This is a genomic window from Achromobacter sp. 77 (genome assembly GCF_020541125.1).
Lineage (GTDB): Bacteria > Pseudomonadota > Gammaproteobacteria > Burkholderiales > Burkholderiaceae_B > Achromobacter > Achromobacter mucicolens.
In genome coordinates this window covers 5717042-5730950 of the sequence record NZ_CP059848.1, presented here as the reverse complement: position 1 = coordinate 5730950, position 13909 = coordinate 5717042, and the positions used below count along the sequence as shown (strand labels likewise).

At 61.3% G+C, this 13909-nt stretch carries 13 protein-coding genes; 9 read left to right on the top strand and 4 right to left on the bottom strand.

The window, feature by feature from the left end; genetic code table 11:
• Nucleotides 1-279 precede the first annotated feature (279 nt).
• From H4P35_RS26470 to H4P35_RS26455, 4 genes are all read left to right on the top strand, one after another.
• Entirely contained in the window at nucleotides 280-1191 is a 912-nt protein-coding gene (locus H4P35_RS26470; RefSeq protein ID WP_226847587.1) for a hypothetical protein, read from the top strand.
• Between the two features lie 136 nt (nucleotides 1192-1327).
• Nucleotides 1328-2773 (top strand): flippase, encoded by a 1446-nt coding sequence (locus H4P35_RS26465; RefSeq protein ID WP_226847586.1) that lies wholly within the window; start codon nucleotides 1328-1330, stop codon nucleotides 2771-2773.
• Nucleotides 2770-4092 carry an O-antigen ligase gene (locus H4P35_RS26460; RefSeq protein WP_226847585.1) on the top strand — a complete coding sequence of 441 codons (1323 nt, stop codon included), beginning with the start codon at nucleotides 2770-2772 and terminating at the stop codon, nucleotides 4090-4092. Before H4P35_RS26465 ends, H4P35_RS26460 begins: the two co-directional genes overlap by 4 nt.
• Nucleotides 3998-5179: a glycosyltransferase gene (locus H4P35_RS26455; RefSeq protein ID WP_180097070.1), complete on the top strand. Its 1182-nt coding sequence runs from the start codon at nucleotides 3998-4000 to the stop codon at nucleotides 5177-5179. The genes H4P35_RS26460 and H4P35_RS26455 overlap by 95 nt, the downstream gene beginning before the upstream one ends.
• Nucleotides 5180-5206: 27 nt before the next feature.
• Here the strand turns inward: H4P35_RS26455 and H4P35_RS26450 are convergent, their stop codons facing one another.
• Nucleotides 5207-6136: a LysR substrate-binding domain-containing protein gene (locus H4P35_RS26450; RefSeq protein ID WP_226847583.1), complete on the bottom strand. Its 930-nt coding sequence runs from the start codon at nucleotides 6134-6136 to the stop codon at nucleotides 5207-5209.
• A 95-nt stretch (nucleotides 6137-6231) separates the two neighbouring features.
• On the opposite strand from H4P35_RS26450, the gene H4P35_RS26445 reads away from it, so the two are divergent.
• The 5 genes from H4P35_RS26445 to H4P35_RS26425 all read left to right on the top strand — a co-directional run bounded on the left by H4P35_RS26445 (nucleotide 6232) and on the right by H4P35_RS26425 (nucleotide 9538).
• The gene (locus H4P35_RS26445; RefSeq protein WP_226847582.1) at nucleotides 6232-7398 is read left to right on the top strand and encodes a mandelate racemase/muconate lactonizing enzyme family protein; all 1167 of its coding nucleotides are present in this window, start codon (nucleotides 6232-6234) and stop codon (nucleotides 7396-7398) included.
• 303 nt (nucleotides 7399-7701) lie between these two features.
• Nucleotides 7702-8007, top strand: a complete 306-nt coding sequence (locus tag H4P35_RS26440) for a DUF4148 domain-containing protein (RefSeq protein WP_056327114.1) — start codon at nucleotides 7702-7704, stop codon at nucleotides 8005-8007.
• 85 nt (nucleotides 8008-8092) lie between these two features.
• Complete coding sequence (locus H4P35_RS26435) at nucleotides 8093-8398, top strand: DUF4148 domain-containing protein (RefSeq protein ID WP_056327115.1); 306 nt, start codon at nucleotides 8093-8095, stop codon at nucleotides 8396-8398.
• Nucleotides 8399-8482: 84 nt separating this feature from the next.
• Complete coding sequence (locus H4P35_RS26430; RefSeq protein WP_056327117.1) at nucleotides 8483-8788, top strand: DUF4148 domain-containing protein; 306 nt, start codon at nucleotides 8483-8485, stop codon at nucleotides 8786-8788.
• Between the two features lie 150 nt (nucleotides 8789-8938).
• On the top strand, nucleotides 8939-9538 hold the full coding sequence (locus tag H4P35_RS26425; RefSeq protein ID WP_226847581.1) for a TetR/AcrR family transcriptional regulator: 600 nt from the start codon (nucleotides 8939-8941) through the stop codon (nucleotides 9536-9538).
• A 97-nt stretch (nucleotides 9539-9635) separates the two neighbouring features.
• Here the strand turns inward: H4P35_RS26425 and H4P35_RS26420 are convergent, their stop codons facing one another.
• The 3 genes from H4P35_RS26420 to H4P35_RS26410 form a co-directional block, all read right to left on the bottom strand.
• Nucleotides 9636-10490 carry a cysteine hydrolase gene (locus H4P35_RS26420; protein WP_226847580.1) on the bottom strand — a complete coding sequence of 285 codons (855 nt, stop codon included), beginning with the start codon at nucleotides 10488-10490 and terminating at the stop codon, nucleotides 9636-9638.
• A 242-nt stretch (nucleotides 10491-10732) separates the two neighbouring features.
• Nucleotides 10733-11350: a TetR/AcrR family transcriptional regulator gene (locus tag H4P35_RS26415; RefSeq protein ID WP_056327123.1), complete on the bottom strand. Its 618-nt coding sequence runs from the start codon at nucleotides 11348-11350 to the stop codon at nucleotides 10733-10735.
• A gap of 163 nt (nucleotides 11351-11513) precedes the next feature.
• Nucleotides 11514-13688, bottom strand: a complete 2175-nt coding sequence (locus H4P35_RS26410) for a malate synthase G (RefSeq protein WP_226847579.1) — start codon at nucleotides 13686-13688, stop codon at nucleotides 11514-11516.
• Nucleotides 13689-13909: the final 221 nt, after the last annotated feature.

Genomic DNA, 13909 nt, shown 5'->3' with positions numbered 1-13909 from the left:
ATCGGCCGGTAACAACTGAATTGCCGATGAAATGCGCAAGCCTCTCCAAGCATTTTTTTGGCAATTATCGCAAAGGTTCGTTGGTATTGGTAACAATATGAAAATCTGAGTTTGATTCAACCCATTGATTTAAGCGAGCCCGGGTTTTCCGTGCGTTTGAAACGTCCATGCCGCTTGCCCAGCGCGTGACTCTCTGATAGCCTCTTCGGCGGTCAACCGATTGTTCTGAAAAAATGGTCCGTCACTGGCCTAAAATGCTGCGAAAAAGGAACATCGATAGTGGGCGACAATAACTTGATGAACGCTGCGGCTCGGGATAACGGCGCTGACGCGCCGGCGACGCCGCTTGGCGATTATCAACGGGACATTTTTTGGCGGCGTTTATTCTGCAACTGGAAAGCACTGGCAATCGCTGCGGTGTTTGGTATAGCGTGCGGCATTGCGGCTTATTTTGTCGTGCCGAAGAAGTGGCCGGCGATTCTTATCGTCCGCGTCGGTGATGTCAGAGCAGGGCATGAGCTAAAACCCGAATTGCTGGAACAGGTCTCGCTGACCTCGGAGTGGATGAAAAGCCACGAATTCGTTGACGCGGTGGTGTCGTCGGCAAATGCTGCATCGCCCGGCCAGGCTGACGGCGCATCACGCGACGCCAAACTCTTTCGTGAGTCGCTGACTGTAAGGCCGATTCCCGGCAGCCAAATGCTTAGAGTGGATTACCTGGGATATTCGCACTACCAACTCCAGGCCTATCTCAGCGCAATTGGAAAGCAGATACGCGCGTCTCACGACGAGGTGATGGACGCGCGCCTGGAAGCGCTGATTGACTTACGTAATAAATATGATGGCGAGGTCGCGGCGGAGGGAAGAAAATTTGAGAGCTTGGGCCGCAAGTACAACTACGTTGTGCGGGGTGATCCTGATGTGTCGCTCTGGCTTGCTCCGCAATTAAGAGCCGAAATTTCCCAGAGCGAACTGATGATCGGAATTTTGCGCCGATCCATAGACGAGTTGGATGATCGCATTGCTTTGGCAGGGCACTATTCGGCGGATGTCGCCCAGGCCGAAATCCTTGTGCAGCCGGTATTTCCAAGACTGAGAAATCTGCTGCCTCCCGCGATGTTGCTGGGGATTTTGTGCGGCTTCATCTTTTTGGTTATTCGAGGCAAGACGCGTTTTGTACTCTTAAAGTAGCAGTTGACGTCTTGACGCGGCGCCTGCGGCATCCTTGACGGCTTGTGGGTTCGTAGCAATGAAGATTGCCTGGAAGGGCTCCGAATGTCAGCCCTAGAGCATCCTTTATGTTACGGAAACTTCCTTTGGTCTATCCGTGAAATTAATCCGACATTCCGTTTACAACCTGCTCGGCCTGGGGCTTCCGCTACTCACCGCAGTATTCAGCATTCCGGTTCTCATCCGCGAGTTGGGGGATGCACGGTTCGGGTTGCTGACGCTGATCTGGGCAGTCGTCAGCTACTTGAGCCTGTTTGACCTGGGACTCGGCCGTGCGTTGACGCAGCATCTTGCGGTGATGCTCGAAGGCAAGGAGCGGCGGCGCGTGGGCGCCCTGGTGGTTACCGCCATCGCAGTGATCGCGCTTTTCAGCATCGTTGCGGGCGCATTGATGGCTGCGGTGGGCCCCTGGGGGCTGGGATTCATCAGCGCCGTGCCTGACCAGGCGGAAGTGCTCAATGCCATCTGGATCATGGCGCTGGCCATGCCCGCTGTCGTGTTGACCGCGGGCTTTCGAGGGATTCTGGAGGCCAGGCACGCATTCGCGGTCATCAATCTGATCAGGCTGCCGATGGGCCTGTTGACCTTTTTGGGGCCCCTGGCCGTGGTGCTTTATGGCCCGCCGCGGCTGGACGTGATAACGATGGTTCTGGCCGGTGGGCGCGTGGTGACGTGCGCATTGCATGCGTGGTACGCGAAGCGCTACCTGCCGGACGATGTGGGGCCCTTCAAATTCGACAAGTCTCTGATTCGGCCGCTATGCAGTTCAGGGGGGTGGATGACAATCAGCAATATCGTCAGCCCCGTCATGAGTTACGCTGATCGGTTCATTGTGGGCGCTGTTATCTCGTCGGCGGCCGTTGCTTATTATGTTACGCCGCAAGAGTTGATCACCAAATTGTCGATCCTGCCGGGCGCCTTGACGGCCGTGTTGTTCCCGGCCTTGGCGGCGCAGATTGCCCGGCAGGACAAAGCGGTAATGCCGTTGATAAACAAGGCAGTGGGCTGGATTTTCCTGACCCTGTTGCCGATTACGGTGGCCATCGCGATTTTTGCCAAAGAACTTTTGACGTTGTGGGTGGGCGAGTCCTTTGCGTCGCAAAGCTATGTGTTGCTGCAGATATTCTCGGCGGGCATGTTCATTACCTGTATTGCTCAAATTCCCTTTACCGTCATCCAAGGCGCCGGAAAATCGCATTTGACAGCCATATTTCATCTGATCGAGGTGCCGCTATTTCTGGGAGCGCTGCTTCTTCTCTCGCGAAATTATGGTCTGACGGGAGCCGCCATTGCGTGGTTTCTCCGTGTCGCGGTTGACGCCGTTTTGATGTTCTGGGGCGTCAAGCTCGTGCTGAACCGGTCGATGTTCACCAGTGCGAAGCTTCGACTGCTTTCGGTTTCGGGCCTGGCCGTAGTGGGGTTTGTGGGAGCGCTCGTGCCCAGTCCATCCGTCCGTGCCGCCTGGCTGGTTGCGATTGTCGCGTTGGTGCTATTGATTGCTGTGCGCGGCAGCGCGCGTTTCGGCCGTGGGAGCAGGGCATGACTCAGGATATGGCGTTGCCTTACCGTTTCGACACGCGGCTTGCGTTGTTTGTCATCCTGCTTCCATTCTTTCTGTTGTTTGTCGGCGATATACAGGTGCCCGTTGGCGTAAGCACGATGACCGTCCCGATGGGATTATTCATTGTCCTTCCGCTGCTGCTCACCGCAATTGCGCTTCCCCGGATTGTGCTTCCCACGCCCGCCATATTGCTGGCGGGAACGGTATTTTTTGGGGCGGTTGGCGTGGCGATGACGCCCGAGGGCGCATATATGCGGGCGGCCGCCGGTGCCTTGCCGATGATCTATGCAATTTGCACGTTGATCTTTTACGCGCAGTTTCATCAGTACATCAAGCAGGATTGGATCGTGCGCATGATGCTGGCCGGAGGCGTCGTGCTGGCACTCGCCGTCATCGTGCTGTTCTACATCGCTGCGTATAGTCCGGGCGATTATTATGCGCGTAAGTTGTTCATCGCGACGCCGCTTGGCAGGTCGAATTATCTTGCCGCCTTTCTCGTATTTTTGTTTGCACTTGCGTCGGCTAGAATGCGCGTGCTGCGGTGGCTTTTTGCGATCGCCATTTTGTGCACGATGTCCCGCGGCGGTGCCATCATATTGGCGTTGTACCTCGTTGCGCTACTGATGGACAGGAAGCGGCTGCTGTGGCTCGTATGGGTCGCGCCAGTGGTCGGGTTCGCGTTGGCGATTCTATTTTTTTCGATTGATGGTCAAAACCAGCTTCGTGACTATGGCGGGCCGTTTGCCAGCGAACTGAGCTCCGCGGTAAATCGGCTGTTGCTGTGGGCGTTCAGCTTCGACCTTTGGCTTCAGCACCCTTGGTTTGGCATTGGCCCCAATACATTCAGGACGTTCATCGAGGCTAACCCGGGCATCGAGGACGTCTGGGGGACGCATAACTCCATCCTCCAGCTGCTTCTGAATTACGGACTATTCGGGGCCGTATTGTATGGATGGTACTTGCGGCTAATCTATAGGCACTTGGTCCGGGCAGAGCAGACGTCGCCGTGGTTCCGCTATCTGCGCGTGGTTTTTGTTGTACTGCTGGTGTTTTCCCTGTTCGAGCCCCTGGTGGGTTCGGCAGCATTCGAAGTGTTGCTTGTATTCATGTTGATTCTGGCACTGACACACGCCCTCCCCGCCGGCTCGGGAAGACTGATGATAATTGCGATAAGTTATTCAGAAAATGGAAATATTGCTATCCGTTGTGATTCCCACGCACAATCGCTCCAAGTATGCGATTCATGCGGTTCGCTCCATACTGGCCATCGGGGATCGCAGCCTGGAACTGGTTGTCAGTGACACCAGTACAGACGGACTGCTCGAAGAGTTGGTTCGCCAAGGTGATAATCCGCCCTGCGATGATCCCCGCTTCAAATATTTGCGGCCCGCAGAAAAGCTGGATATGACCGGGAATCACAATAATGTGATCGGCGCCGCCTCCGGAGAGTTTGTCTGCCTGATCGGCGACGACGACACCATCACGGAAGACGCGTTGCTGGCGGCGCGGTGGGCCAAGGAAAATCAGATCGACGTTATCGCGCCGAAGGTCATGTCGAATTACGTGTGGCCGGATTTCAGGTCCAAGATTTTTGGCGCGGGGCACGCCGGCAGGTTGTATCTGCCGAGCCGGATCGGCCCCGTGGTTGTTCGCGAGTCTGCCGACAGCCTGTCCGCAGCCTTGTTGAATGCCGCCCAGGGCACGGACGGCCTTCCCAAGATCTACCACGGGATCGTGCGGCGCAGCCTGCTCGAAAAAATGAGGACGCTGTCTGGCGCCTTTTTCCATGGATCCAGCCCCGACGTGTCCGGCGCGATCGGCTTGGCGCTGTGCGGTGGCCGGTTCGTGGAGATCGACTATCCCTTGACCATTCCCGGCGCATCGGGCGGCAGCAATACGGGCCGCAGCGCCATGAACCAGCACAAGGGAAAGCTGGGCGTCGAGTCGCAAACCAAGGCGTTCGTAAGCGCCGGTTGGACGGAAGGGGTGCCGCGCTTTTTTTCCGTTGAAACCGTCTGGGCACATGCGGCGCTGGAAACCATCGCAAAGATATCCCCGGCCGAGGTGTCGCGATTCAATTTCGCGCGGTTGATCGCCGTGTGCCAGGCGTTGCACGGCGAGTACGCTTCTGAGATTGAGCAGGCGATTCCGCTGGCCGCAGGCATCGTCGGCATGCCACGGTCCGATTTCCTCAAGAAAGTGGCTTTCGAGAAAAGGCGTTATCGCCGCCAGCGGCTCGTCAGGCTCCTGCGCCGGGCATTGCGTCCCACGGTTGCCGGCGGGCGGGAATATACCGGGGCCATCGATACGGTGGCTCAGACGCCGGCGGTGCTCAGGGCGCACATGGCGGGCCGTCATTGGAGTTGGGACAAGGCGGTCAAGCGCTGACCCGCCAGACGCTGCTGGTGGCGGCGGCTACTTTTTCCCGGGGGCCGGCGTCGGTTGTTCGCCGGCCGGGAGAAAGGCCTGCACCAGAAAATCAATGAAGGCGCGCGCGCGGGCCGTCTGATTGCGGCGCTGCGGATAGTAGACGAACAGGTCGGCCGACGGCAGCGCGAAATCGGGCAACACCACCCGCAGCCGACCGCTTTCCAGGTATTTGGCCAGATCCCATTCCGACCGGATCAGGATGCCGTGGCCATCCAGCGCCCAGCCCAGAACGATGTCACCGTCGTTGCTGGAAAGCCCACCTTCGACCTTCACCACTTCCACGCTGTCTTGATGCGTGAAGCGCCAGACGCCGTGCGCTTCGTCGTTTTGCCGATGAAGAATGCATTGGTGATGGGCGAGGTCGGCAAGGGTGGCCGGCGTGCCGTGCGCCTTCAGGTAGTGAGGCGAGGCGCAAAGAAAGCGGCGATTGGTCATGATGCGCCGCGCGGCAAGACGCTTGTCGGGGAGTTCGCCGAAGCGGATGGCCAGGTCGAAGCCGCCTTCCACCAGGTCGATGGGACGGTCGGTCACCTCCAGTTCGACCTGGACCTGCGGATAGCGCCTTGCAAAGTCCGAGACCAGCGGCGCGATGGTCGTGCGGCCGAAACCCAGCGTGGCATTGACCCGGATAAGGCCGCGCGGTTGCGCGCTGCTGCTCGACACCACGTCCTCCATTTCCCGCAGGTCGGCAAGGATCCGAGCGGCATAGGCCAGATAGGTTTCGCCTTCATTGGTCAGACTGATGCTGCGCGTCGTGCGGTTGACCAGCCGCACCCCGAGGCGCTTTTCCATCAGCGCGAGCCGCTTGGTGGCCGCAGGAGGCGTCAGGTCCAGTTGCCGCGCCGCTGCGGACAGGCTGCCCAGCCGCGCGATCAGCACAAAGAATTGCAGCTCTGAGGCAAGGTCCGCTTTCACTGGAAGTTAATAATCAAATGAACTTGGGTGAATTCTAGGGCAGGGATGCGCCACTAATCTATCGATTCACGATGCGCCCCAACTGGAGACTAGCCATGAGAATCGTCGATATCCGCGAGCAGACCCTGCCCATCAGTTCACCTATCCGCAACGCCTACATCGATTTCAGCAAGATGACGCTAAGCCTGGTCGCGGTGATCACCGACGTGATCCGCGACGGCAAGCCGGTGGTCGGTTACGGGTTCAACTCCAACGGCCGCTATGGCCAGGGCAAGCTGATGCGCGAGCGCTTCATCCCGCGCGTGCTGGAGGCGGACCCGGATTCGCTCACGGATGCCACGGGGCGCAACCTGGATCCGCACAAGGTCTGGGATGCGATGTTCAAGAACGAGAAGCCCGGCGGCCACGGCGAGCGATCGGTGGCGATCGGCACGATCGACATGGCCGTGTGGGACGCGGTGGCGAAGATCGAAGGCAAGCCGCTTTTCCAATTGCTGGCCGAACGCTATGGCAATGGCCAGCCCGACCGTCGGGTGTTCGTGTATGCGGCAGGCGGCTACTACCACCCGGGTCAAGACCTCGCCGCGCTCAAGGACGAAATGCGCAGCTATCTCGACCGCGGTTATACCGTCGTGAAAAAGAAGATCGGCGGTGCATCGCTGGACGAAGACCTGCGCCGGATCGACTCGGTGCTGAGCGTGCTGCAGGATGGCCAGAAGCTGGCTGTCGACGCGAACGGGCGGTTCGATCTGGATACGGCGATTGCATACGCCAAGGCGCTGTCCCAGTACGATCTCTTCTGGTACGAGGAGGCCGGCGACCCCCTGGACTTCGAGCTTCAGGCGACGTTGCGCAACTACTACGACAAGCCCATGGCGACGGGCGAAAACCTCTTTTCGATGCAGGATGCCCGCAACCTGATCCGCTACGGCGGCATGCGCGCGGACCGCGACTATCTGCAGTTCGATTGCGCGCTCAGTTACGGGCTGGTGGAGTATCTGCGCACATTGGCGATGCTTCGTCAGCACGGCTGGTCTGCCAGCCGGTGCGTGCCGCATGGCGGGCACCAGATGTCGTTGAACATCGCGGCGGGCCTGGGGCTTGGCGGCAACGAAAGTTATCCGGATCTGTTCCAGCCGTTCGGCGGGTTTCCAGATGGCGTGAAGGTGGAAGCTGGCCATGTGACGATGCCCGATCTGCCTGGCATCGGCTTCGAGGGCAAGTCCGATCTGTATGCCGTCATGCGCGCACTGTCGGCGTGACGCAGGGTGGGGCGGCTCCGTTGGCTGAGTCGCCGGACCGCCCGGCGCAGCGTTGCGCGTGCCGCCGGGCCCCTACAGGCTGTGTTGCCAATCCGCCCCACGAAATAAATTGTTTCACTTAAACCGCTTGCGCTGTCTACCTAGTAGTAGGTAAGATTCATCCATCGACGCAGCGCACCCAACAAAACCGCCCGGCGCCGAACCCAGAAATACAGTAGGACCGCTTTTTTATTTCGCTCGACATCTACCTACAAGTAGATAGCTAACTGAAACGCACACTTTAACTTATCTCGGAGATTGACCATGAAGACCCTCGTATCCGCCCTGATTCTTTCCGCTTCGTTCATCGGCGCCGCCCAAGCCGGCGAACTGGACTACCCGCCTGCCCTGGACACGCACAGCACGGTGACCCGCGCTCAAGTCCAGCAAGAACTGGCCGCTGCCCGTGCCAACGGCGCACTGGCGTTTGGTGAAGAAGGCTACGCCGCCGCCCCGATCGCTTTCGCCGGTGACAAGACCCGCGCCCAAGTGAAGCAAGAACTGGCTGCCGCCCGCGCCCAAGGCCTGACCGATAGCGGCGAACTGGACTACCCGCCCGTTCAAGGCTGATATTTTTTCGACCGCTTATCTATCTATAACTAGATAGCCGTAACCCAACTTCGACGCAGCAACTCACATTGACTGGAGCATTCTCATGAAGACCCTCGTATCCGCCCTGATCCTGTCCGCTTCCTTCATCGGCGCCGCCCAAGCCGGCGAACTGGACTACCCGCCCGAACTGAACACCCAAAGCACCGTGACCCGCGCTCAAGTGCAGCAAGAACTGGCCGCCGCCCGTGCCAACGGCGAACTGGCGTTTGGTGAAGAAGGCTACGCCGCCGCCCCGATCGCTTTCGCTAGCGACAAGACCCGCGCCCAAGTGAAGCAGGAACTGGCTGCCGCCCGCGCCCAAGGCCTGACTGATGGTGGCGAACTGGATTACCCGCCCGTTCAAGGCTGATTTTTTCCGGCCTCTTATCTATCTACAACTAGATAGCACCAACGCAACTTCGATATAGCAACTCACATTGACTGGAGCATTCTCATGAAGACCCTCGTATCCGCCCTGATCCTGTCCGCCTCCTTCATCGGCGCCGCTCAAGCTGGCGAACTGGACTACCCGCCCGCCTTGAACACGCAAAGTACGGTGACCCGCGCTCAGGTGCAGCAAGAACTGGCCGCCGCACGCGCCAACGGTGAACTGGTGTCGGGCGAAGAAGGCTACGCCGCCACCGCGTATGCGCACGCCGGCGACAAGACCCGTGCCCAAGTGAAGCAGGAACTGGCCGCCGCCCGCGCCCAAGGCCTGACCGACGGCGGCGAACTGGACTACCCGCCCGTGCAAGGCTGAAGCAGATGGCAATCGAAGCGGACCCCGGGAACGGGATCATTCCCGGCCGGGGTTCGCTGGCACTGTCGGCGGCTTGAGCGGCCCTCTCGGCAATACCGATCAGGGACCGTCCCAATGACGAGCCGACCTATTAGTAGGTAATATGCAGCCATGGATACCCCGACTTCCAACACCACTCGCGAATTGCTTCTGGCGCATGCCGAGAAGCTGATCCGCATGCGCGGATGCAACGGCTTCAGCTACCGCGACCTGGCTGAGCATGTGGGCGTGAAGACGTCCAGCATCCACTACTACTTTCCGGGCAAGGACGACCTGCTTTACGAAGCCGTCGAAGCCTACAGCACGCGCGCACTTGGCGCGGTGCGTGGAATCGATACCACGCTGCCGGCGCAGGCGCAGCTTGAGAAATACCTCTCGATGATGGAATCGGCCGCGTGCGGTTCCGGTGAACTCTGTCTGGGCGGCATGCTGGCCGCTGACGTGATGAGCCTGTCCGAGCGGGTCCGCGGCGCGTTGCAGGGATTTTTCCGCGCGCACGAAGCGTGGTTGGCCCGCGTGCTGGCCGAAGGCGCGGCGCAGGGCACCTTGAAGTTTTCCGGAACGCCCGAAGCCGCGGGGCGCGCCGTGTTCGCGACGATCCAGGGCTGCCTGCTGGTGTCGCGACTGTTTCAGCAGCCCCCGGCCCTGTGCGAAGCGATCAGCGCGCTTTACGTCGAATGCGAAGGCAAGACGGCGGGACGCGCAGCCTGAACGTTGTGCTTCGGCACCCGCCTTTCACTGATTCACGGCCGCCTTGCGCTTGCAGGCGGCCGTTGTCATTGGGCCCGCGGGTCTCGTAGCAGCGGTTCTACGCCAACGCGCGTGCCATGTCGGTACTGGTGCGTTGCTGCACGCCAAGATCCCGCATGCGATGCAGAAAACCGGCCTGCGCGTTGGCAAAACCCGCGACCGGGCTCATGCAGTCGGTCAGCAGCACGATGCGCGACAGGTTGCCGCCGGGCAGATGTTCGGCCAGGTGCTCGACGGTGGCCTTCACGCAGTGGCTGCCCGCTTCGCCCGCCACAAGAATCAGATCCGCGCGGTCCAGCGAATCCAGCAAGCCGCGGTTGAGCTGGCTGCGCGGGTCGTCGGCGTCCGGAACTTCGGCCATCAGTGCGCTGTAGTGTTCCGTCCAGGGGTTGGCGCCCTTGGGCACCTTGCGCACGATGAACTGCCGGTCTTCCTCCCAGCGGCCATAGGCGGCTCGCACGTCGGCATGTACGTTATGGCCCCAGGTGCCGATTTCGCAATGCACCGGCCAGGCCATCAGGGTGTAACGGCCGCGCGCTTCGAGTTCGTCCAGGTAGTTCAGGGTGCGGGGCACGTCGTCGTCATGCCGGGGCACGAATTCTCCCGCGCGCAACTGCGCGGCGGTGATCGGCGTAAAGGGGGGCACCGGGTCGCCATTGCCCGCGCGCCAGAAGGTGGGGTGCGCGATGTCCAGCCGGTGATGCGAATCGAGCGTGACCGTGATCGACGAGAGCGCGTGAGCGGTGGCGTCGATGAAGCGCGCCAGCCGCTGCATGTCTGCATGCGCGCCTGCGATGGGCAGCGCGGGCTCGACCGCCGAACCGGTCAGGGGATCGGTGGGCCGATACGAATCGGGCAGGTCGCAAAAATCGTTTTGCGGGTCGACGATCAGCAGGTGAATAGAGCGCGTCATGGTGTGTGGGGCGGGGTGAAAACCGGACGGTAAGGCCGGGCGCCCGGACTCAGAACAGCACGAGATGGTCGGCGCGGTCGGGCAATTGGCGCAGCAGCGCGCGCCACTGGCGCCAAAGGACGGAGGATACGCCTAATGCGCCTATCGGAATGAGAATCCACATGGACTGCTCCTGTCAATATTCGCACGGTCGTGCGAAATTTAGCGAAAGTAAATGCCGGAACGGAGCCGGCAAGGTGGGACTACTCGATGTACTTGAAGCTGCGATATGTGGAGATAAGGCGTTCGTACCCCGCCTTCACGCGCTCGTGCGCCTTGGGGTCGCGAAGGAAGCGGGCGTCGTGCATCAAACCGATCATCAGGCTGTAGACCTCGAACACCAGCTGCTGCGGATCGGTGTCGGGACGCAGATGGCCGGCCTCCAGCGCCTGGTTCACCGTGCGCACCATGGCGGCGCGCCAGCGCTTCAGGTTGTGTTCCAGCACCGAGCGTAGCGGGGAGTCGACGTCGTCGTATTCAAATGCGCCGGCCACGTAGATGCAGCCGGTAAGCGTCTCGACATTGCTGGCACGGTCGATCCACAGCGAAACCAGGGCATTCAGGCGCGGCAAACCGCGCGGATACGCCATGGCCGGCGTGAAGACAGCTTCGACGAAGCGCCGGTCGTATTCATCGAGCACCGCCTGCTGGAGGGCTTCCAGCGAGCCGACGCGCGAGAACACGCCGCTCTTGCTGATGCCGAGCCGTTTGGCGACCTGGCCCAGCGAAAGGCTTTCCATGCCTTGCGCGGCGGCCATGTCGAGCGCCGTGTTCACGATCGCCGCGAAGGTGAGTTCGCTTTTCTCAGTTTTTGCTGTCATGGCGCGAATTTAGCACGATCGTGCGAAAAGGTCGCTGCCTTTAATTCGGGGCGGATGCTAGCGTGAGATCCGGCTTGCGCGATCGCCTTGGCGGGCAGTGTCAGCCGAAAAAAAAAGCCGGACGGCAATGCCGTCCGGCGTGGTCACGCTTGCACAGCCTGGATCAGGCGCGCGCGGCCTTGTACTCCAAGCGGTACTTGTGCAGCAGCGGCTCGGTGTAGCCGTTGGGCTGCGTCAGCCCTTCGAACACCAGCGCGCACGCGGCCTTGAACGCCAGCGAGGTGTCAAAGTTGCCTGCCATCGGCTGGTAGAGCGGATCGCCCGCGTTCTGCCCGTCGACGATCTTGGCCATGCGCTTGAAGGTCTCCATGACCTGATCGCGGTTCGTGATGCCGTGGCGCAGCCAGTTGGCGATGTGCTGGCTGGAGATGCGCAACGTGGCGCGGTCTTCCATCAGCCCCACGTTGTGGATGTCGGGCACCTTCGAGCAGCCCACGCCCTGGTCGATCCAGCGCACCACATAGCCGAGAATGCCTTGCACGTTGTTGTCCAGCTCTTGCTGGATGTCGGCGGCGGACCATTTGGAAGGATCGCCGACCGGCACGGTGAGCAGGCCATTCAGAAGCTCGTCGCGCACGCTGTCGAGCTGGGTGCGTTCGAGTTCCTGCTGGACCGCCTGCACGTCGATCTGGTGGTAATGCAGCGCGTGCAGCGTGGCGGCCGTGGGCGAGGGCACCCAGGCGGTATTGGCGCCCGCCTTGGGATGCGCGATCTTCTGTTCGAGCATGGCGGCCATCAGGTCGGGCATGGCCCACATGCCCTTGCCGATCTGGGCGCGGCCGCGCAGGCCGGCGTCCAGCCCTACCAGCACGTTGTTGCGTTCGTAGGCGGTGATCCATGCGCTGGACTTCATGTCGCCCTTGCGCAGCATGGGGCCGGCTTCCATGCCCGAGTGCATTTCGTCGCCGGTGCGGTCCAGAAAGCCCGTGTTGATGAACGCGACGCGCGAGGCAGCGGCTTCGATGCAGGCCTTCAGGTTGACGCTGGTGCGGCGCTCTTCGTCCATGATGCCCATTTTCAGGGTGTTGCGCGGCACGCGGATCAAGTCTTCGACGCGGTCGAAGAGCTCGCTGGCGAACGCGGCTTCGGCGGGGCCGTGCATCTTGGGCTTGACGATGTAGACCGAGCCCGTGCGCGAATTGAGCTTCTTCTGGCGGTCCTGAAGCGCGGCCAGGCTGGTGACGACGGCGTCCAGAATGCCTTCGGGGATCTCCTGGCCGTCGCGGTCCAGCACGGCCGGGTTGGTCATCAGATGGCCCACGTTGCGCACGAACATAAGCGAGCGGCCATGCAGCGTCAGCGCCGAACCGTCCGGCCGCGTGTAGTTGCGGTCCGCGTTGAGCTTGCGGGTGAAGGTCTTGCCGCCCTTGGTGACGTCCTCGGTCAGGTCGCCCTTCATCAGGCCGAGCCAGTTGCGATAGATCTGGACCTTGTCGTCGGCGTCGACCGCCGCGACCGAGTCTTCGCAGTCCATGATGGTGGTCAGCGCCGCTTCGACCACCACGTCCTTAACGCCCGCCGCGTCGGTGCTGCCAATGGTACTGGCGCGGTCGATCTGGATCTCGAAATGCAGGCCGTTGTTCTTGAGCAGGATGGCCGAGGGGGCGGACGCATCGCCCTGGTAGCCGACGAATTGCGCGCCGGACTTGAGGCCGGTTGCGCCGGTGGCAAGCGCCACCCGCAGCTCACCGCCTTCGACCGTGTAGCCTTTGGCATCGGCGTGCGAGCCCTGCGCCAGCGGTGCGGCGGTGTCCAGAAAGCTGCGTGCGCGCGCGATGACGGCCGCGCCGCGTTCCGGGTTGTAGCCGCGGCCCGTGTCGCCGGGCGTGGCGGGGATGGCGTCGGTGCCGTACAGGGCGTCGTACAGGCTGCCCCAGCGCGCGTTGGCCGCGTTCAGCGCATAACGGGGATTGGACATCGGCACGACGAGCTGCGGGCCGGCCTGCTGCGAGATTTCGGTGTCCACGTTGTCGGTGGTGGCGCGCACGGCGGCCGGTTGCGGCAGCAGATAGCCGATGCCTTCAAGGAACTTGCGGTAGGCGGCCGGGTCCGTGATGGGGCCAGGATGGGCGCGATGCCAGGCGTCGAGCTCGGCCTGCAGGCGGTCGCGCTCGGCGAGCAAGGCACGGTTCTTCGGTGCCAGATCGTGCACGAGGGCTGCAAAGCCTTGCCAGAAGCCGTCGACATCCAGGCCGGAGCCGGGCAGCGCTTCCTGTTCGATGAATTGACTGAGATTGGCCGCCACTTGCAGGCCGTGGTGCTGGATGCGTTGAGTCATGCGGATCTCTGGCGATAAGTAAGGCAGACCGGCGCCCCGCGCCGGGTGAGGGGTGCTGACATCATCGTCCGCGCCCGCGCCGATGTCCATACGAAAACCAGCTGGTCATACCAGTTTGTGACGCGAGCGTCAGGCGAAGCGACGATTTTTGTGGTTTGATATCAGCCACTTACCTAGGCAAGGCCGAGCCGCTCAAGCGTCGACCGCGCATGGTCATACCA